Raw genomic sequence first — 21,402 nt, 5'->3', positions numbered from 1 at the left:
TTTGTATAACTGCACACAAATTAACATAAAATGAACATTTTACAAACACAACAAAAACAATACATCAATGTACCCAATTTGAGTACAAAGGTCAATGTATCATAAATAGGTACAATGACTAAAAGCATTCATACAGACGAAATGATTGCTTTACGAGACTGGCTCAAAAGCCAGCGTAAAGCGCAGAACCTAACAATGCGTAGCCTTGCTCACCGCATTAAAAAACCACATTCATTTATTCAACGGATTGAAGATGGTGAACGTCGATTAGATGTTGTTGAATTTGTCTGGTATTGCACTGAACTCGGCATTGATCCCCATTTAGGTATTGATTTAATTCTTAAACATTCTCTTGCTAACCAATCTCAAAAAAATTAGATTCCGCGATATCCTAACCCCTACTAGGGACAGGTCGTGTCCCTATTTCAAAATAACTTTAAAAATAATGCTTTTTCTCAACACTTAATAATTATAGATCAACTCAATGATTCAAGTACGTCAAACTATGACCTACTCAACACGTTATCCTATTAATCTTATTTAAAAAAATAATTACACTTAGTAAAAACTATTTGAGCAAATCATGAGCCAACAATCATCAAAGGTCATCACTCGGCAATGGAAAATTATTCAATTCCTATTAAGTAATACCTATGTCACTACTACCGAAGTTGAAGAACATTTATATCAACAAGGGATAGAAACTACACAACGTACTGTCCAACGTGATCTAAATTTACTAGAAAAATTATTTCCTTTAGAGTGCCGCCGTGACTGTATGCCACATAACTGGCGTTGGAAAAAAGTTGAAACCACCATAAAAGGTCTAAGCCTTCCCCAAGCAGTTATTCTACATCTGGTCAATAAAGAGCTTCGAGATGTCTTGCCAGAACATATACTGACTGAATTAAATCCTTTATTTGAAAAAGCAAAATTGATCACTGCCAATAAAACTATGCAGAACCCAGAAAAAAGTATTTTAGATATTTTCAATTCAGACGGTCATTTGGGCGCAATGCGTCCTTCAATTGTTGGGCAACTTATCAATCATATTGGTGATAGCGTCAATGAAATATATCGAGATGCGTTTAATCTAGATGAAAAAGAAGCACAATCTGTGTTGGAACAACTTGCTGTAATTTTAGAATCCCATGAATTGCCTGAACTTGCTCGAGCACTAAAAAACCAGAAACAATAACCATCGTGACTGACTATCTTTAAGTTGAGTGAGTATCATGCAAAAAATAAGGGGATCATTTTCCCCTTACTTTTCTCGCTGAGCGATTTTCAGCTCCAACCAATCGTAAATTTCCTGCGAAATCCAACCAATCCGATTCTGGGTCAAATGGAGAGGTTTAGGAAAACTTGGATCGTAATATTTGGATTTAGGATTGATCAGCTCATAAATCGTTGAACGACTTAAATCAATAATTTTACTCACTGTTTCGATCTTAAAAATCTGATATGGGTATTTATTGGATGACATTATTTTGTTACTCCCAGTTTGTGATTGAGAGGTCGTTCTCTCAATACAAACTTGAGTTCTGTATTTTTCTACCAATGACTCAGAGCTAATTTACTGCCCGTACACTTTGTCTAAGCCCTTGTTTTATATCATTGGCAGTTTGAGCAATTGAGACGGTCGATTCCACATTGGGCTGTACCTCAACCGCATTTTGCTGATCATTATAAAACTCCTCAACAATATCCAATCCCTCTTCTCCACCTACTTCAAAACTCGCATTACCATAACCCTGCCGCGCGACATGATCTAAAGCTTCTTGATAAAACCCTGCTGCCTTGCTTTGCTGATCAATCTGATGGGCTGAGGTAATGGCATCCTGTAAATTCACACCATCCCGTAAAGTTAAGTCCACGTAGTAGATAGGAGTTCGATAACTTTGTGTGGTGCTCTTGCCTCTCAAAGTGAGTTGCATTGGCAGACATGAAAGTAGATCACCCGAAGCTGCATGGTAATAACGTAGTCGTGCCGCCAAAGTACGAATACTATTAAAACCTGTGGTTCTAAAGATAAATGTGCCAAATTCATCGGATTCATCTAAGTTGACGTAGAGTCTGCCATAGGGTTTACATAGTCCGCCGTGTGCCAGTGGACATAAGTCAGGAGATGGGCATGGATGTTGCTCAATACCATTCTGCCCAAGTCGCTGACAAGTTTCACCGTTGCCTGTACACAATGGTCGTCCTGTCTGTCGGTCAAATAAAGTGTATTCTGCTCTTAGATTTAGATCGGGATCATTAAAGATCATGCGTACTGGAATGGTCCTCAATTTCTGGTTTTGATTGGGAGCTTTGGCACGAAGTTGTTCATCGAGAGGGTGTTTAACCCAACCATCCTTATTTTGGATTTGGCTGGTAATGGTAAATTGGTCATCCTTTTCAGGGAGCCGTTTGCCATTCTTTTCAACGATCTTGCCGATACTGATACGTCCAAGTACAGGCGGAGTGATTGCTAGGCCTTTAATCATGGGATGAATCCTTGTTTTGTTAAATATTTACGAAGTCACGGTATTTACCGTAAAGCACCGCCTCTTCACCTATTTCTGTTCAGCCTGATCAATCACCTATCGTTATTCTTCGGTCATAAGAGATTGAGTGCATCAAAGATTTACGCAAAGCTGCTCCAACGCCCTTTCTCTGTTACATGGAGGGAGGGCAAGTGGGGTGGCTTTGCGCTTTTTTAGGTTTAAGGGGTTTTACTAGGGATGTTCAGGGACGTGGATTAATGTTAAATCTGCGGCTACCAATACGAGATTGGGGGTACTGTTGTAGTAATTCGGGCTGCGCTTGGAGCAATGCTTTTTGGTCTAAGACCACACTATCCTTGGATTTCTTCCATGTCACACTGCCCTGACTAAATATGGCTTTTTCTGCATCCTTCATTAATATCTGAATACGATGTTTGAGATAGTCATATTTGGTTTGATGATGTGCCAGATGCTTTTCCTCAGTGAGTAGATCAGTAAATAGTTGATCTGCTCCTGACAATGTAGACAGATCCACAGTTTGTAAAGGGATATGCTGCGGATATAAAAGCTGCAAGGCTTTTGCTGCTGATTCACTGGCATCGACATGCGGTGGTATATCGTTTTCTACACAGGACCAGAAGATTTTCTCTGAAGCAATCAGTCGATTGATCACAATTTCATTACGTTCAACTTTAAATATTTTTGCTTCATGTCCGCAGACTAAGGCACAGACATGTGCTGCTTGTTTACCTGTCACTGCCAATTGATGCTGTACCTGAATAATCACGTATAAAGGTACGCCTTCACGCCAATGTTTGGTTCCCCACTCTCCTACAGATTTACATTCCAGAAGCTGTACTTCATCACTGCCTACGACCGCATAATCCAGATTGGCTAACATAAAGGCTTTGTCTTCATCAGGATGCTGTAATACAGCATTGACCCGACGAACTTTATTACCTGTGCGCTGCCGATAGTAGTCTGCAATCAGTGGTTCAAGCTTATTCCCCCAATACAGCGGTGAATAACGGTTCTTAAGCGGTTGATCTGGAGGGACTTGCATCCGACCTGTTTTAATCATCCACAGTTCTAGCATCGACATATGAGGATTTAAACCACATGCTGCTGCGGCATCACTACTTCCAATGCCTTGTTTTCTTATCTGTAACCATTGTTCTCGATTCATACCTTTGGTTTTAGCCAAACGTTTAGCTGAATTTTGCTGTGATCTAGCAGTCAAAGCTGTTTGTGGTGGATTTAGGGTTAAAGGTAAATGAGTGACTGCATGACTTGACGGGGTTTGTGTATTTGGATTCATCATATTCTCCATATCTGTAAAAAATTAAAATTTGGGCATAAAAAAAGCCGCACCTGGGGGAGGTACGGCAAAAGGAAAAACGACTCATTAAAATTGATTAATTTAGGAAAGTTCAACTTAGGCTATTTATTCACTTAACCTCCCCCTTACTTATGCTGAGTTGAATTTAAGCTACCATTCTTAACGCTTGTTCCAAGCCTCGTTGCTTAATTGCTGCCCCTATACCAAACCAAGCGGAATCCAGTCGATGGTCGGTACTCATCGCTCGTCGTTCGTGGTCACAGAACTCCGTAATGGCACAAAGTAAACCGTAAGCTGTATCTTTAGCTGAACTGAGTTCTGCCCCACGCCCATGTCCGTTAAACATGGTCATGACTTTAGACATGGCTCGTCCGTTTGGTTCAGTTTTATTGTCTGATCGAGATGAGTTAGTTTGATTGGGAACTGCAACATTGCGATAAAACTGAATGATGTTTTCATCCTGTTCAGCAATACTCAGACTGGTATTATTAAACACCGCATCAAAGTAAGCTGCGGCCTCCTGCTGCGTCACTTTCCGTTGACTGAGCTGCTTCATCTCGTACATGTGCTCATCCCATGTACGAACTGAAATACCCAGTTGCTGCTTCACTTTTTCTGCATCGAATCGGGTGCTATGTGGAACTTTCACTACTCCAGCATTGCTTTGTTGTCCTTTCAGTGCAATCGCTAAGGTGTTATTACAGACCACTCGAATTGAAGTGAATTGAGCCGTTGTAGCAAGTGTTCCGTCACAAGCCGTTGCTAATAGGATATAACCATTACTGACATCCTTGCCCTTTAAAGCTGTAGTTTGCCCTGTTCGAGCCAATGCCCAGAATTTCTTACCACCTTTGAGTACACCAGCAGTTTCCAGCTCAAAGCCTGATTGTTCTGTTAAATCTCTATAGAATTCCAAGATAGAACTCGGTTGTACTTCCTGAAAGCGTTGGCTAACCACAGATAACGGTGCATGGGTATCTGATCGATACAAAACCCGTTGCTCTTCAAAAGGCATAATAATACTCTGACCTTTTTCATTCTGTGCCATGTAACTGACATCAGATGATTCAATTCGCCAGTCCATGCCTGCCTGCTGTGCCCAAACTTCAATAGGTTGATGTGGACTCAGTTGATTGCCTAGACCATGCCAAGGGGTTTGTCCTACAAATGCCATTTGTTCAAGTTGATGTGCCATGATGATTTCTCCTGTCCCTAGTTGAATTTGCACTGACAATTGTTGCAATGGAAATAGCCAGTGGGCTGCTGTGGTTGAGATGGTTGAACCAGACTATCTAGCAATTCACCCAATACTGCACCTGCCAATCCACCCAACAATGGTGAAAATGGTGTAGGCAAACTTTTAGCAATGCTTGCACCAATGCCTGCACCTGCCATAGATGAAAAATTGTTATTGCCAGATGGTTGTGTGCTTGCACGGCTGACATTGTCTGAATAGCAATATGGACATGTAATATTCATAAGATCATCCTCATTAAATGAAAAAAGGCTTATCGATTAATAAGCCTATGTTTTTGAATGTAAGGAAAAAAGAAAACATTCAATCTTCATGTTAATGATGTATATCTATGATTTTTTGGGATCAGTGTTTGGATTTATGGCGAGCGGATGGTTTGAACAGTGCTTTGCTAAACGCTCTCATCTTGTTCAGACGTACTCGTAGATATTGATGATTCTTTTCTGGCTCTGCCAAGTATCGAATGGCTTTCAGGGCATTAGTCAAGCGAACATTCCCTAGACCCTCTGCATCCTTGCGCTCAAGCTTGCCAATGCCCAACTTACCCTGTGATTTATAATATTTCTTGTGCGATTCTTGATTACCATTATAAAAATAACCACAACCCTGTGTAATGTGATCCTGCCATAATTCACCAATCGCCTGCCCATAATAACTATCCCGACGACGAATAGAACCATTATAAATAACCAATAAATGGCAATGATATCCTTTGCTCTTGCCACCTTGCTCCAATCGATAGGCATAGCCAACTTGATCTTTAAAAATAGTATCTTTATTTTGGATACGATTGATCAGCTTTTTGATATCCCGATCAAACTCCCGAATAGATGGACTATGTTCAAATAAATAGTATAAATCTACCCGCACCAGTAATAGCTTACAATGTTTCTGAAACAGTTGATCAAAATAGGACGAGAACTGAGCTAAATTATCCTCAACCTTATCTGTAAAATCATTGAGGAAATATTGCTGACGCATTCTAAGACTACCCTGAAAACTCTTGAAGGTACAACGATCATCAAAAATATCCTGATTACACCAATCTATCCGCTCAGGCATCAGATCAAAATAGGCTTGAATCAAAGGGCTATATTCAAGCTCATCATCATAAACAAACCGTGCATCATCTAGCCACTGTCCATAATCAGATGCAAAGTCTTTCCAGTGATAATTTCTTCTGCTTACTGATAACATGAAGTTTTCAATATCAAGTAAAGTTTGTGCTTCGTTCATGTGAGTACTCCTATGGTAACGTTCATAAGAGTTTTGGTTCTGTATTTTTATAATTCAGATCAATTCATAGGTTATTCTTTTCATGATAATCCATCATCATCTTGGGTATGATGATGGTGTATATAGATTTAAGTATTTAATAAATAATATATTATAAATTATTCCTAGTAAAAACCAGCTTACAAAACATCCATCACCATGCCTAAAAATCAGTAATCTCTACTTCTATAGCAAATGGGTAAAATCACACTGATCCGCATGATTTTATAGAGGAAAATGGAAGCTAAAGTTAAGTTATTTTTATTGCTGATTTTCTTGCTTTCGGTTTATTGGCTGTACCAGTTTTCTTGATTAACCATTTTGGCAATTGTTGATAAATCTCATCATCCAACAAATCTTGATAAACCATAAAGTTTGAGAAATGATGAATAATGTCTTTTACTAATTTCTTATCAGTTGTCTCAGCAAACAACTGCTCACAATTCAACCCCTCAATCGAATAGGCTAAAATATGCGGTTCTACATTCCCAACAATAGATTCCAATAAATTTGAGTCTCGTTCGTACTGTCTACAAGCAGTTCTCCAAGCATTAGCTATTTCACTTAATATGTCAGGGAAATCAATTAATACTTGAGCCTTAAACATGAACATGACATTTGCAGCGTAGTCTTTAATATGGTTACCATCAGAAGTTCTTCTGGCTCCCTCCCAGTAGCCTAAATAGGCAGTTATGGAAGAAAATGGCGCATTCTTTTTATTGGATTGCAGCATACTTGAGAAAATTCGACTAATTTCTCCATGTTCCAAAGTTTTAGAGGAATCACAAGAAAATATACAGCGTAGGATGACTACATCTGTTTTCATGGCATTTTTAAGCATCATTTGAACTTTTGTAAGCCGACTGCCATGACGTTGCATATGAATTAGTCTATAACCTTGATCATCAAAATTTCTAAGTGTTTCTTTTTTTTCAGGTAACTTAACAATATTCTGTTTATCCAATTGCTCAACAAATGAATCATCCTGATTTTCAATATTTAGCTTTTCTTCTGTAACATCTATCACTTGGTCAGATGAAATTCTTTCCAATACCTCACTTGATAAGTGAGTATCTTGAAACACATCCATTGGCATTCTTTGATTTTTAGTTGTAAGTTTTTGTTTAAAAATATCGGAACCATAAAATATCGGTTCTTTAAATTTATATTCCCCTACAAGCTTATCTAATTTACCTCTAAATCTTTCATTTTCAATATCTTGCCCAAGAAATAAATCTAGCGTTCCTGAAACACGATAATCCAGTTTTTGGCTTTGATAAATCCTAAGAAAGAAGTTCAGTGTTCGAGTTAAAGTGTGATTTTTCAGTCCCTGCTGTAAATTATCTAAGTCTATTCGATTTTTGAATATCTCACAAAATTGTAAAAGTTGGCGTGTAACTGTTCGTTCAAAATCTATCACCTGCCTAGCTCTTTTCCGTGTCACCTCAAGCATTGGGCTGAAAGCATCATAAGGGCTTTCTCGTAAAGACATGATAAAAATTTCAATTTGAATCGCCAAATCACAATAATATTCCGCACCCCACACAGCAAACAGCTCTCGATATATCATTGCGACATGTTGAATATAGGCTTGAGCTTGTAAAGACAAATGGTCTATCTTCCAGATATGCTTTATTCTGATTGTTAGATCCAAAGATAAGAGTGTTTGAAACCTATCATTCTTTGAGTCCAAAATATATGTTATTTCTGAAGAATTGCTTTTTGAACAACTTGGATCAACGTACAACTCAGCAAACTTTGTAGGGGATATATGTTGATTTGATAAACATCCAAATCTTACTAATTGATATAGGAAATCAAAGAACCATTTTTTTACAATTTCATTTGAATCATACAAAGCATTCACAAGAATAAAATGCCTTTCTTTGAATGATGTTAAGGTGGTTTGTCGAAATCTTTCATTTAAATTTTGACAGTCTACACCTAGCATCAAATTCCTTTTTCCAAGTAGCACAACCGCTTTTTCTAAGTCACTTTTTATTTGTCTTATAAAATATTCTTCATCAAGCGGTATTGGTGATTGAACCAAAAAAATCACAAAATATTCTGAATGACCATTTGCATTGTAGAATGGTAAGTAGCGTATCTGAACAATACTTTCTATATTTGCCAAATTTCCTATCAAAATATTTATAACTTCACTAAGCATCTTAAATTTTTCAGGATCACCTGTTAAATCTTTAAAGCTAACTTTGACAGCTACAACATAAAGCATGCCTGTAGCGGTAAGTAGTGAAGCAGTATCTTGCTCAAATCTAAGTTGTAGTTTTTCAATCTCCTCATCCTGTTTATCACGAAGTCTTTTTCTATTGCTGGATGAATTTGATCCTTTAAGATGATTTTTATACCGCTCAGAAATATATGCTTTTAAAAATTCTTTTGCATAGTTTCCTTCCGAAAAATTCCAACACTCCTTTGTTCCATCAAATAAAAGAATATTACCATTCGCTACTTTTAGAGTTTTCTTAGAACGCACTTGAGAGGCGAATTCTAAAAAAGTTTTATATTCATAGAAATAATTTTGATTGATCTTATACAAATTCGTATTTGGGAAGATTTTTACATTTTTTATAGCACTGATCAGCTTTTCTACTCGCTCATCTTCAAAACATTTCTCCAGGCTCTCATCACTTCCATCATAACTCGAAACCAGTACAGGCATAGTTATATCCAATAACTGATAAACATTCAGAGCGTCATGAAAATTAAAAAATTGCTCACCATTGCTACTTAGTATATTAGTACCTACATAGAGATTTTTTAGTTGTTCAATAAAATTAGAATGTTCAATTCCTGTATTTTTATTAGATCCCATAACAAAAACTCAAATAAGTAATTGATTTAAATATATTACAATTATTTTTAAATACAAGTTTAGAACTTAAAATTTTTCCAAAAAAATCAAATTTAAAACATCTTTTTTATCCAATATTTAACAAATTAAAATGATCAATATTTTCCAAATTCATGCAAATTTATATAGCTTATTTTTAGACAAAAAAAGCCCTTGTACAAACAAGGGCTCTGATAAATCTTTTGTGATTGGTGATAGTTAAACTGTAGTGAATAGCTTCCTCTCAACAATTATTATTCATAATTCCATCCAAATAATCTGCCCACTTCTGCAACCACTCTGCACATTCCGCTTCATAATTATGCAGGTTGTATGTCCCCTCAATCCCTTTTTTAGAATGCCCCAAAACTGCTTCGGCAATATCTGTAGGACAACCTAATCTGGATAAACCTGTTCTAACCGTCCGCCGTAAATCATGTGGATTCCAGTCATCCATGTTTTCCAACCAAAGTTGCTCAGGACGATATTTGGTTTGAACTTTATCTGGATTTTTCAGTTGCCATTTCATTTCACTTAAAGACTTTTGCTGAATAGGCAGCCCTGTCCGATTTGAAGCAAACAAATATTCCTGATCTGTTTTATATAGATTCCGTAAAAAATTGACACACTGCCTTGATAATTGAACATAACGCTCAGTGCTATTTTTTGAAGCTTTCAAATGCCATGTTCCTTGATCCAAATCAAAATCCCTCCATTGAGCATCGCACAATTCTCCCGTACGGCAACCTGTCCATAACGTTAAATAAAGGATATGTTTTTGATGTGTTGTAAATCCTGATGTTGGCAACCAAGCCAATACACGTTTTAATTCCTGATCATTTAAAACTCGTGTGCCTTTTTTACAGGTTACTTTCAGCCTTGACTGCTTAATACTCATTTTGGCTAATAAGGCAGGATTGGCAAAATTGGCAGGGAATCGCTCTAGACCAATGGCGTATTCATAAGCCAATGTCAACTCGGACAATACCCGTCCAGCCTGCACATTAGAACCTCGATCAATAATTTCCTTGGTTAAAGCCACCACATCTTTTCTGGTCACTTCCAAAGCAATACGATTTCCCAAAACCCGTACCGCATCGCCATACAGGGTTCGTCGTGTTTCAGATTGACCTTTGGGCTTACGCATACCCAAGACCTTTTTCCTTTCCCCTGTTCGAGGGTCAGTAATCCAGTGATCTTCAATCACTTCGGTCAAGTACATCTCAATCATGTCTTGTACAGTAAGTTGAGAAATATCTTTTTGTGCAAGCTCTTGCTCAATCTGTTGATGAAGCTTTTCCTGCTCTTTTTTATGTTTTGGACAAATCCCCTGATTTCTTTCAGCCTTTAAACGAGTGAGTTCTATCCTTGCCTCTGCCAATGTAACTTGGGGAAAATTTCCAATCTTATATTGTTTAATGGAATCATCCACAGGACTACGATAACGGTAGAAAAAAGTCTTCATTCCAGTTTTGCCACAATGTACCCGTAGCCCCACATATTCCCCAATATCTGCCTTGTCAGGATCACCCACTTTCATCTTCTCAATAGCTTTTGCTGAAAGTGCTTTTTTTATTGTCGTTTGTTGATCTATTGAACGAACCACTTTAAACCTCACAAGAAGATTGAATTATTTGTTATCCTTTCAAGCTGTCCATTTTCCAATATTGATAAGGAATGATGACTAGTTTAAACTAAAACAACCTACACTAAAACCTATACTAATGTTTTGGCTTAGGTCGTATTTGCTTAGATTCCATCCAACACCCTCGGATACTCTGTTTATGTTACACACTATCAAACACATTGAAAGTAAAGGATTTAACACCAATGAAAGATAATAATAGCATAGCAGACTTTTCCAACCACACCCCTATGATGCAGCAGTATCTCAAAGTCAAAACAGACTATCAGCATGCATTGCTGTTCTACCGTATGGGTGACTTTTACGAGCTATTCTTTGAAGATGCGCATCTAGCAGCCAAACTTTTAGGTATTACCCTGACTCATCGTGGCAAAGCCAGTGGTCAACCTATTCCTATGGCTGGCGTTCCTTATCATGCAGCAGAAGGTTATCTCGCGCGTTTAGTCAAAGCTGGGCGAACTGTCGCGATCTGTGAACAAGTCGGTGAAGTCACAGGCAAAGGTCCTGTAGAACGTAAAGTTGTCCGTATTTTAACGCCAGGAACCTTAACCGATGATGCCTTACTTGGCAGCTATCAATCGTCAAATCTAGTCGCACTGTGTATTCAACAAAATCAAATTGGTTTTGCTTTGCTCGACTTGAGCGCAGGTATTTTTAAAGTTCAGCAACAAGACTATAAACCAGAGCAACTTGCAATTGAGCTGGCGCGTTTAATGCCAAGCGAAATCCTCATTGACGAAGATCTTATTGATAAGAATATTATTGAACAGATTAAAAAAAATCTGGACTGTCCAATCACCAAACGTCCAAACGTTGATTTTAATTTGAATAATGCACAAAAAACATTGTGCGATCAGTTGAGTGTTTCAACGTTATCTGGGTTTGGATTAGATCCGATTCCACTCGCGAAAGCTGCTGCCGCAGCGTTGATTCACTATGCGAAAGAAACCCAAAAAACAGCTTTACCCCATATTCGTTCAATTCAAATTGAACAAAGCACAGACTTCATTGCACTTGATCCAATCACGCGTCGTAATTTAGAAATTATTGAACCGTTGTTTGATCATGGTACATCGCTGTTCCAATTGATTAATGACTGCCAAACTGCCATGGGTGGACGCTTACTAAGCCGCACGTTAATGCAGCCTATTCGTGACACGGCAGTTTTAGATGCACGTCTTGATGCAACCGAACAACTGTTAAAGGGCTATCATGAATCGCCACTTCGTCTAGTTTTAAAAGAGATTGGCGATATTGAACGTGTGCTAAGTCGTGTTGCACTCGGCAGTGCTCGTCCACGAGATTTAGTACAACTGCGTCAAGCTTGTGCACAAATCCCTTACCTACGCCACGCCTTAGATCCTGTTTTAAAGACCCAGCAATCTAAGTTATTAATTCAATTAGATGAAGAGCTTGGTGACTTTAAGAGTCTGCATCAACATTTGATGGCTGCAATTGTTGAAAGTCCACCCGTATTACTACGTGATGGCAATGTAATTGCAGAAGGTTATGATGATGAACTGGATGAGTTACGTAAAATCCGTGATCATGCTGGACAATTCCTGATTGACTTGGAAATAAAAGAGCGCGAACGTACTGGGATCAATACCCTTAAAATCGGATACAATCGTGTCAGCGGTTATTATATTGAACTCACCCGTGCGCAGGCAGAACAAGCTCCAGCGGACTATATTCGTCGTCAAACCCTCAAAAATGCAGAGCGTTATATCACACCTGAACTGAAAGGTTTTGAAGATAAGGTTCTTTCTAGCGAATCACGTGCCCTCGCTCGTGAAAAGCTTTTGTTTGAATCATTACTCGATGAATTGCGTCAAAATATTGCACATTTACAGATGATGAGTGCTGCAATTGCCTATATTGATGTGCTAGCAAACTTTGCACATCAAGCTCGACTCAACAATTGGGCTAGACCTGAATATACGCCTGAAACCAGTATCAAAATTCAGGCAGGTCGCCACCCTGTTGTTGAAGCTTTAAATAAAGCCCCATTCACCCCAAATGACACCTTCCTAGATAGCCAACATCGTATGGCGATTATTACAGGACCAAACATGGGGGGGAAATCGACCTTTATGCGTCAGACCGCCTTGATTAGTCTGCTTGCCTATTGCGGTAGTTTTGTACCAGCTAAATCAGCAAAACTGGGTTCGATTGACCGTATCTTTACTCGTATTGGTTCTGCTGATGATTTATCGACAGGTAAATCGACCTTCATGGTGGAAATGACCGAAACCTCTCAGATCCTGCACCATGCCACCAGTCAGTCTTTAGTGCTGATGGATGAGGTTGGTCGTGGTACCAGTACTTATGACGGTCTTTCTTTGGCCTGGGCATGTGTGGTTGATTTAACCAAACGGGTGAAATGCCTGTGCCTATTCGCAACACATTATTTTGAATTAACAGAATTAGGTGGTGAAGCGGGCATTGATAACTATCATGTTACCGCACAAGAACTCAATGGCAATTTGATTTTGCTGCATAAAGTTCAACATGGCCCGGCTAGCCAAAGTCATGGTTTACAGGTTGCCAAATTAGCTGGTATCCCTGCCAACGTGATTAAAGAAGCACAAAAACGTTTGAAGATCTTGGAAAAACAACAGCATCAACATTTGCAAAGTAGCGTGCAGAATGATTTGTTTAGTGCAGTTGAACATGAGATCGAAACTCAAGTCATTGAGCGAGTTATTGAGGTTGAAAAACCATCACCTGCTTTAGAATTATTACATCAAATCGATGTCGATGATTTAACACCACGTCAGGCATTAGAGCAGCTTTATTCTCTAAAAGCTGCTCTGAAATCTTAAATGTACTTTCTGGAACAAGTTGATCATTACAGCTTGTTCCAGAACCATTTTCTGTTTATTTTTGACTGATATCACTCAACCTAAAAAGACTGAATAGATTTTTGTTCAGTATCCAACTAAGGGAAAGCACAATTAATATTCTGTTTAAGCCACTCGAACACTCAGAAATTGATTTAATCTGGCAACAGATTAGTCGGCGTGAACTGATCACTCAAATGTATATACAGCAGAGTTTAAATTTACAATTAATTGATTGTTTTTATGATGAGCAAAATTGGGATGCCTATCATTTGGAAAATGATCCCCCTTTACTCAAAAATTTACATCAACAAGGAGCTTTATGCGTAGGTGGATTTGACGAATCTAATCGACTGATTGCTGTACAGGTCGTTTCCAATCAGCACATTGCTGATTATCCTGAAGCAAAGTTACTGCAATATTTTTATGTGGATGCCGATCACCAAGGTTTAGGTATCGGTACTCAGTTGATGCAAGCTGCTATCGCATCTGCAAAGCAACTCAATGCAAAACAACTCTATATTTCGGCTACCCCAAGTAAGCGCACTGTAGACTTTTATCTTAAACAAAGTGCCCAACTTTTAGCACAACCTGATCAGCAGTTGTTTGAACGAGAACCAGAAGACATTCACTTGCTCTACACGCTTTAAGTGCTAACCAAGCAGAAATGAAAGCATGAAGATGGCTCAACCTCGTTAATTAGCTGTTTTAACTGAGAATAAAAATAAGATTCAGTTGCAATGATTAGGTCAATTGAGCTGACCATCACTTTATTTTTTAGTCAAAAAATCTTAGCACCCGATAATATTTTCTTTATTATCAATATATTAATTCATTTTTCATATGTATAAATAAACAATATCAATAAAAGCAATTGTTTGTTTACCCCTTTTTTGCCTACAATACCTCATTCCAAACAAAAAACCGTATTTTTAGGTAGCTGTCGCCATGACCTTTGTTGTCACTGAAAATTGTATTAAATGTAAATATCAAGATTGTGTTGAAGTTTGCCCTGTAGACTGTTTCTACGAAGGTCCTAACTTCCTTGTTATCAATCCAGATGAATGTATCGACTGTGCTCTATGTGAACCAGAATGCCCAGCAAATGCAATTTTCTCTGAAGATGAATTACCAGAAGGTCAAGAAGTCTTTATCGAACTCAATGCTGAATTATCAGAAAAATGGGCGGGTAATAACATCACGCAAATTGGTGAACAGCCAGCAGACCGTGAAGAATGGAATGGTAAGCCAGACAAGCTACAATATTTAGAAAAATAATTCAAAAGGCCAGTTTTACTGGTCTTTTTTATACCTGAACCACACATTTCTTTGCAATTACATCATTATTCATGCGCTATTTTGCATTAAAATAGTACGCCTACAGATTTTGAACTGCCTTTTTATGATGCGAAATAAATTACAGGGTCTATTATCATTATTTATCATCCCTGTGATGATGGCGGGCTGTACCAGCTCAACGACAAAAGTAAATCAGCAGCAAGGTAAAAGAATTTACATTCCCCAAGAACAAGTCACTTTTACCCGCCCCATCCCAAACAAAGTTGAACCTGCCTCTTATCGCCAATGGCTGAATCAAGGTGAAAACTATGCACGTGTTCGAGAATATGAACAATTTCTAACCCGTAATAATGTGGCACATATTATTCCAAGTTTTGAATTATTACGTACTGCTCGGGACTGGCAAAAATGCGGTCGTACTGAATATATGGTGCCTAACCGTGAATTGTGGAACAACTCCCTTTCGACCTTACGTGTCTTTAAATACTTAATTGCAGCCAAAATCTTGACCGATTTTGAGGTGACTTCTGTCTATCGAGACTTGCCACTCAATCAATGTGCAGGTGGTGCTGGCTCGTCGAAACACTTATTCAATTCAGCCATCGATTTTCGTATTGGACCTGAATATCCTCAACCGCAAGACTATGCCTATATTGAACAAACCAAGTTTAAGCTATGTCAGTTCTGGGCCCAGCATGGTCAAAGCCTAGATTTAGGCATTGGTTTATATAGTTCTGGTCAAATCCATATCGATACTCAAGGCTATCGGACATGGGGACCTGACTTGACCCGTAATAGTTCAATGTGTAATTTCTAAAACAGATATCTGAATAAAAAGAGATCAAAATGATCTCTTTTTTTGTTTCAATCATGCGGATTCATGCCGCAATAAAATTGCACTCTGAGCATAAACGTTTAAAATGCAGAGCTAACAAATTGGTAGGTAAACTTGATTATGCAACAGATGTGGACCGAGATTGATGACTATATCAATTCACATTTAATTCCCACAGACCCTAGACTTCAACATGCATTAGATAATACTGATACTCAAGGCTTTTCTAATCATTTGGCTGTTGCACCTAATCAAGGTATGTTTTTGCAAATGTTGATTCAAATGAATCAATGCAAACGCGTATTAGAACTCGGTACATTCGGTGCCTATAGTACCATTTGGCTAGCCAAGGCCCTTCCTGAAGATGGCTATCTACTGACGGTTGAAGGACGCGATACTCACGTGGTTATCGCTCAAGAAAATATTGATTATGCCAATATGCCGACCAATATCGAACTCAAAAAAGGTCGTGGTGCCGATATTATGAATCAGCTGATTGCTGAAGACAGCGAAGCATTTGATTTGATCTTTATTGATGCCGATAAGCAAAGCTACCGAGAGTATTTTGAACTCAGTCTAAAACTGTCTCATCCAGGCACAATCATTGTATTAGATAATGTGATTCGTGCAGGTGCGATCATTGATGAAAATAACAAGAAACCAAGTATTGAAGGAATCCGTGAAGCATTCACCGCTTTGAAAGATCATCCTCAGCTGCTTTCTTGCACAGCTTTGCAAACGGTTGGTTCAAAAGGCCATGATGGTTTTGCCATTGCAATCGTAAAATAGAGATTAAAAAACAACCTATTTAATTTAGTTGTGCAATATCAATAAATTATATTTATCTCCAGTGCTTTTCCATACAGTTATCCACAGGAATTGCGGATAACTATATGGAATAAAATGAATCACTTAGCAACTAATAGTGGAACAATGGCATTTCGGAAGATCGTCGTCGTGATACTGCCCAAGAAGAATTGATGAATTTTACTGTGACTAAATGCACCTAATACAATCAATTGAATATCATGTTCTCTTTGATATTCAAGAATATTTTGTGCTACATCACCATAACGATAGACTGAAACCACTTCCAGACCTGCATCAGTGAGATACTTTTCAGGTTCGGCCAACATTTCCGGATGATCACCTACATAGAGCAAATGGCATTGTAATGTTTTCAACAAGTCACTTTGAGCAATGCGTTGCAACATCTTTTGGCAGGTCGGTGAATATTCATAAGCAAAGATAAAGCGTTTCGGTGGCTGGAAATGTTCCCCAACGGTAATAACCGTACAATTTGCACCACGAATAAAGTTTTCAACATTACTTCCAATCGGCTTGTTCTTCTCAGCAGCTCGCTCACCCACTCGACCGATAATCACCACATCATTTTCATTGAGAAGATTAAAGCTTTGCTCAAGAAAATCGCCTTTTTCCTGAATTTTGGTACTGCTTAGACCGTACTGTTTTTCGATCAACTCAGAAATGTGATTCAGCAAATTATTACTATAATCGAGTGCTAACTCACTCTGTTTTTGTTCCAACTCTGCGAGTTCTTTAAGTAGCATGGCATTACTTTCAAAGCCAATCACGCCACTGATTTCACCTAAATGGTAGCTAGCTGGGTAATAGTCCAGGATTTGCAACAATACCAACTCTCTTTGCGTTTGTTTCGCAACCCATACTGCTGCTTCTGCAACAGCATCAATGCAGGGTGAAGAATCAATACATGCAATTACACGGTTCATTTTCGCCTCTCTCTAGGTATGTACCTTAGGTCTTCTACTTATTTTTAACTTAACATAGATAAAAGCATGGTGGGTTAAATTTATGTATCGAATCTCATACACTTTTTTATTCGCTTCGGTAACGAATTAATTTTGCGGGGTTCCCTGCAACCACTGCATAATCCTCAACATTTTTGGTCACCATACTGTTCATTCCAACCACAGCATGATCGCCAATTTTGACTCCATCTTTAATTCCGACGTGCGCTCCTAGCCAGACATCTCGACCAATCTCAATGCCTTTAGACGTAACAGGTTGTTGATAGATCGGACGATCCATTTCCATGCCATGATCAAATGCATATAGATGACTATAAGCCGCAATTCGAACTTGATCATGCAACTTAATCCCTGTACGACCGCCATCTAAAATACAATGATGGTTAATTGCCACTTCATTGCCAATTTCTAAAGGGCCATGCAAAGTACAATCTGCAGCAATAAAGGTATTATCTCCGATACTGATCTTGCGACCACGTTCAGCAAAGATATGGGCCAAGGGTGAAATAAAGCAGTTTTGACCAATTTCAACCGTTTCCATATCCATCAAATAGGCTTGGTACTCGGCTTGCCATGCTTCAGCCCATTCGCGATGTTTGGGTTTTAAAGTCCAATATAACCATGGCATATAGTTCAAACGATGCTTATGCTGCTCTCGGTATTTTAATAAAGGATCATTCATCATGTGCGTGTTCCTCTAGGACTTTCAGCTGCTCACGTCCTCTACTCACATCTTGCAGTTTTAACCTTAATGGTTCAATTTGATGCACTTGAACTCGTGCCTCAATCACGACACCTGTTTCGGTATATTGTTCTTGATACTCGATCTGCTGCTGCATCAGCTCATATTGCATAATCGCCCATTCATTGAACAAACACGCAAAACGAATTTCTTGCTTTTCAATCAATTCGATTTTTTCTGCCAAGAGCAAACATTGTCCTGCGCAACCACCGTAGGCACGAACCAAACCACCTGTACCCAGTTTAATTCCACCATACCAACGATTCACTAATACAATCACATTGGTTAAATCATTACCTTCAATGGTGGCAAGTATTGGCCGCCCTGCTGTTCCTGAAGGTTCGCCATCATCATTAAAACGAACATGATGGCCGATCTTCCATGCCCAGCATTGATGCGTGGTGGATAAGTCTTTGTTTTGTTCTAAAAAAATTTTCACTTGTTGTTCATTTTCAACAACTGCTGCAATCGCTTGGAAACGACTTTTTTTAATGTCTTCTTCAAAAGTTACCGAACTGGCAAGGGTGAATGGCATAGAACATGATTAAAAATTTAAAACGCGATTATAGCTTTTTACAGCACAAATAAAAAACCTCGCATCAAGCGAGGTTTTCAATCAGCACAAGTTAGCGTTCACGCAATGCTTCTTTGGCTTTATTAAACGGTTTCAACAAGTAATCCATAATGGTTTTTTGTCCAGTACGAATATCCACTGTCGCTACCATCCCTGGAGTAATACTGAATGCCTTACCCGCTTTGTTATATAAACGGTCAGAATCAGTACGAATGTATACACGATAATAGAACTGATCTTGCTTGACCTCATCACGAATGGTATCTGGGGATATCACAGTCACTTTACCGTCTAACCCGCCATAAATTGAGTAATCATAGGCGGTAATTTTGACTAAAGCTTCTTGCCCCGGGCGAATAAACGCAATATCACGCGGTGAGATACGCGCTTCAATCAGCAATTTATCCTCTAAAGGAACAATGGTCATCAACTTACCATTCTGAGGAATAACACCACCTAGGGTCGTAACATCAATTTCTTTCACTACGCCACGTACAGGTGCTTTAAATACCGCACGTTCTAAACTGTCATTTCGACCATTCACAATCTGCTGCTGAGTTTGAATATCGGTATTCGCCTTAGACAATTCTTCTCGTGCTTTGACATAGTACTGGTTGCGCGTATCATTGATTTTATTGTTTAAATCATTGGCTTCACGCTTTAAACGTAATACTTCAACCTCACTGGCCGCCCCTTTTGCCACCAATGGTTCTGTCATTGCCAGTTCTTGTCTTACCAACTTAGCTGCTTGCTCGTAACCTTCAATTGACTGTTCCAAATTAGCACGTCGTGACAAATATAGCGCTGTTTCTTCTTGCACCAATTTAGGACTCTTTTGCACGTCTTCAGGAAAACTTAATGGTGAACCCGTCACTTCAGCACGTAAACGTGCTGCAGTTGCCTGTGCTGAAGTCAGTAAAGACTTTGACTCTCCAACATTCGATGCAAATCGGGTTGGATCAAGTTGTGCAAGAATTTGCCCCTTTTCAACCACATCACCTTCATTGACATCAAGTTTAGTGAGAATTCCCCCTTCAAGTGATTGAATAATCTGCTCTTTTGAAGAGGGAATCACTTTCCCCGTACCCGTTGAAACCTCTTCTAGATTAAATAACCATGCCCAGATTAAGAGTGAAAGTAAACCAATCCCAATCATCCAAACAACAAGCGTCGAACGAGGTAACTTTGGTTCATTATAAGTTACGTTCATGGGACGACTGCTGTTCTGTTGTTGTTCACTCATAAAATTTCCTCAAAGTATTAAACTATTTTTTGTTTTATTGATGATTGTTGTAAAACTTGATCTACAGGTCCATCCATGACGATCTTGCCTTCATTCATGACAATAATTCGGTCAACCAATTCCAAAACTGCACGTCGATGCGTTGCAACAACTAAAGTTCGATAACCAAGCCAAGTTTTTAAGTGATCAATCAATTGCTTTTCGGCCACATCATCAATGGCAGCAGTTGGTTCATCTAGCAATAAGATATTCGGCTGACGAATCAATAAACGCGCCAACAATAAGGCTTGTCGTTGTCCCCCAGAGAAACCAACGCCACCTTCTAATACCAAATGATCTAGGCCTTCTTTCTTTTCATGCACAAAACTCAGTGCACCAGTCACTTTTAGTACCTTTAATATATCCTCGTCACGCGCTAGAGGTGCGCCAAGGGTTAAGTTTTCACGGATGGTGCCATAAAATAGATGTGCATTTTGATTAAGTAAGCCCATATCACGACGCACATCGGCAGGATCAATCAAACTAATATCCAGATCATCTAAATACACTGAGCCAGAATTCGGAAACTGCATCGCAGATAAAATCTGTAATAAGGTCGATTTACCTGCACCATTGCGTCCTAGAATTGCAATACGCTCACCTGCACGAATCTTAAGTTGTGGAATAACCAAACTTGGGCGTGGGTCATCTTCCGTATATTGGAACACCACTTTTTTCAACTCATAATCGCCATGCAACACTTCTTTATGTACCAAATGTGCTTGATCTGGTTGATCGACAGGTTTCTGCATTAACTCATCTAAGCTTTTCTTCGCCACTTTTGCCTGTTGCAAACGTCCCAAAATACCCGTGATTTGTGAAATTGGTGCCAACATCCGTGAAGATAAAATCGAACACGCCACCAAAGCACCTGTGGTCATATCGCCTTTCATCACCGCAAAACAACCCACTAGAATCACAGCTGCATAAGTTAGCCCCTGAATCTTTTGCGTCCACGCAGTCAGTACCCCCACAATCTTACGTTGCTGCATACTGATATCAGCAGACACTTCGTTCATATGGTTCCACTGGTTTTGGAAACGTGACTCCGCGCGTAATAATTTAGGGGCTTAGGAAGTTAAGCAGAATAAAAAGTATGGTAACTTCCTTATATCAAAGCAAAAAAAAGATAATATTCCCGTTCACTAATCACAGAAGCAAAATACAGATAGATCATTCG

Annotated in this window: 19 protein-coding genes and 1 pseudogene; 7 read left to right on the top strand and 13 right to left on the bottom strand. The window is 38.9% G+C overall.

Translation table 11 applies throughout. The annotated features are described in order from the left end of the window. The first annotated feature begins 114 nt into the window (after positions 1-114). Positions 115-378, top strand: a complete 264-nt coding sequence (locus B2727_RS03350) for a helix-turn-helix domain-containing protein (RefSeq protein ID WP_245107193.1) — start codon at positions 115-117, stop codon at positions 376-378. 205 nt (positions 379-583) lie between these two features. Further along, positions 584-1,198, top strand: a complete 615-nt coding sequence (locus B2727_RS03345; RefSeq protein ID WP_245107190.1) for a hypothetical protein — start codon at positions 584-586, stop codon at positions 1,196-1,198. Positions 1,199-1,264: 66 nt separating this feature from the next. Here the strand turns inward: B2727_RS03345 and B2727_RS03340 are convergent, their stop codons facing one another. The 8 genes from B2727_RS03340 to B2727_RS03305 all read right to left on the bottom strand — a co-directional run bounded on the left by B2727_RS03340 (position 1,265) and on the right by B2727_RS03305 (position 10,818). After that, complete coding sequence (locus B2727_RS03340; RefSeq protein WP_245107187.1) at positions 1,265-1,486, bottom strand: helix-turn-helix transcriptional regulator; 222 nt, start codon at positions 1,484-1,486, stop codon at positions 1,265-1,267. A gap of 85 nt (positions 1,487-1,571) precedes the next feature. Beyond that, the gene (locus tag B2727_RS03335) at positions 1,572-2,489 is read right to left on the bottom strand and encodes a hydrolase or metal-binding protein (RefSeq protein WP_245107184.1); all 918 of its coding nucleotides are present in this window, start codon (positions 2,487-2,489) and stop codon (positions 1,572-1,574) included. A 241-nt stretch (positions 2,490-2,730) separates the two neighbouring features. After that, positions 2,731-3,807: a YqaJ viral recombinase family protein gene (locus B2727_RS03330; RefSeq protein ID WP_245107235.1), complete on the bottom strand. Its 1,077-nt coding sequence runs from the start codon at positions 3,805-3,807 to the stop codon at positions 2,731-2,733. Positions 3,808-3,973: 166 nt separating this feature from the next. Further along, positions 3,974-5,023: a DUF932 domain-containing protein gene (locus B2727_RS03325; RefSeq protein ID WP_245107180.1), complete on the bottom strand. Its 1,050-nt coding sequence runs from the start codon at positions 5,021-5,023 to the stop codon at positions 3,974-3,976. Positions 5,024-5,040: 17 nt separating this feature from the next. After that, the gene (locus B2727_RS03320; RefSeq protein ID WP_245107176.1) at positions 5,041-5,307 is read right to left on the bottom strand and encodes a hypothetical protein; all 267 of its coding nucleotides are present in this window, start codon (positions 5,305-5,307) and stop codon (positions 5,041-5,043) included. Positions 5,308-5,428: 121 nt separating this feature from the next. Next, on the bottom strand, positions 5,429-6,319 hold the full coding sequence (locus B2727_RS03315) for an inovirus-type Gp2 protein (protein WP_245107173.1): 891 nt from the start codon (positions 6,317-6,319) through the stop codon (positions 5,429-5,431). A gap of 289 nt (positions 6,320-6,608) precedes the next feature. Then, positions 6,609-9,194 carry a hypothetical protein gene (locus tag B2727_RS03310; protein WP_291347905.1) on the bottom strand — a complete coding sequence of 862 codons (2,586 nt, stop codon included), beginning with the start codon at positions 9,192-9,194 and terminating at the stop codon, positions 6,609-6,611. Positions 9,195-9,456: 262 nt separating this feature from the next. Next, entirely contained in the window at positions 9,457-10,818 is a 1,362-nt protein-coding gene (locus B2727_RS03305; protein WP_245106868.1) for a tyrosine-type recombinase/integrase, read from the bottom strand. Between the two features lie 224 nt (positions 10,819-11,042). Here B2727_RS03305 and mutS point away from each other — a divergent pair, with 224 nt between their 5' ends. The 5 genes from mutS to B2727_RS03280 all read left to right on the top strand — a co-directional run bounded on the left by mutS (position 11,043) and on the right by B2727_RS03280 (position 16,623). Beyond that, on the top strand, positions 11,043-13,682 hold the full coding sequence (mutS, locus tag B2727_RS03300) for a DNA mismatch repair protein MutS (RefSeq protein ID WP_291347902.1): 2,640 nt from the start codon (positions 11,043-11,045) through the stop codon (positions 13,680-13,682). A 101-nt stretch (positions 13,683-13,783) separates the two neighbouring features. Further along, complete coding sequence (locus B2727_RS03295) at positions 13,784-14,350, top strand: GNAT family N-acetyltransferase (RefSeq protein WP_005202516.1); 567 nt, start codon at positions 13,784-13,786, stop codon at positions 14,348-14,350. A gap of 298 nt (positions 14,351-14,648) precedes the next feature. Continuing rightward, positions 14,649-14,978 (top strand): ferredoxin FdxA, encoded by a 330-nt coding sequence (fdxA, locus tag B2727_RS03290; protein WP_004652744.1) that lies wholly within the window; start codon positions 14,649-14,651, stop codon positions 14,976-14,978. A 124-nt stretch (positions 14,979-15,102) separates the two neighbouring features. Then, positions 15,103-15,816, top strand: a complete 714-nt coding sequence (locus B2727_RS03285) for a D-Ala-D-Ala carboxypeptidase family metallohydrolase (RefSeq protein WP_004808415.1) — start codon at positions 15,103-15,105, stop codon at positions 15,814-15,816. Between the two features lie 138 nt (positions 15,817-15,954). Beyond that, entirely contained in the window at positions 15,955-16,623 is a 669-nt protein-coding gene (locus tag B2727_RS03280; protein WP_005202514.1) for an O-methyltransferase, read from the top strand. 119 nt (positions 16,624-16,742) lie between these two features. Here the strand turns inward: B2727_RS03280 and B2727_RS03275 are convergent, their stop codons facing one another. The 5 genes and pseudogenes from B2727_RS03275 to B2727_RS03255 form a co-directional block, all read right to left on the bottom strand. After that, positions 16,743-17,585: a universal stress protein gene (locus tag B2727_RS03275; protein WP_005314330.1), complete on the bottom strand. Its 843-nt coding sequence runs from the start codon at positions 17,583-17,585 to the stop codon at positions 16,743-16,745. A gap of 106 nt (positions 17,586-17,691) precedes the next feature. Then, positions 17,692-18,309: a chloramphenicol acetyltransferase CAT gene (locus B2727_RS03270; RefSeq protein ID WP_005202512.1), complete on the bottom strand. Its 618-nt coding sequence runs from the start codon at positions 18,307-18,309 to the stop codon at positions 17,692-17,694. Next, complete coding sequence (locus B2727_RS03265) at positions 18,299-18,901, bottom strand: IMPACT family protein (protein WP_005202511.1); 603 nt, start codon at positions 18,899-18,901, stop codon at positions 18,299-18,301. Before B2727_RS03265 ends, B2727_RS03270 begins: the two co-directional genes overlap by 11 nt. 91 nt (positions 18,902-18,992) lie before the next feature. Continuing rightward, positions 18,993-20,183, bottom strand: coding sequence for an HlyD family type I secretion periplasmic adaptor subunit (locus B2727_RS03260; protein ID WP_005202510.1), 1,191 nt, complete (start codon positions 20,181-20,183; stop codon positions 18,993-18,995). Between the two features lie 17 nt (positions 20,184-20,200). Beyond that, positions 20,201-21,286, bottom strand: a pseudogene (locus B2727_RS03255) (ATP-binding cassette domain-containing protein); the annotation flags it as partial. Between the last annotated feature and the right edge of the window lie 116 nt (positions 21,287-21,402).

The sequence above is a fragment of the Acinetobacter sp. UBA991 genome (assembly GCF_002292065.1).
GTDB lineage: Bacteria > Pseudomonadota > Gammaproteobacteria > Pseudomonadales > Moraxellaceae > Acinetobacter > Acinetobacter higginsii.
The sequence above is the reverse complement of the archived record's forward strand: the minus strand, read 5'-3'. Positions and strand labels throughout refer to the sequence as shown.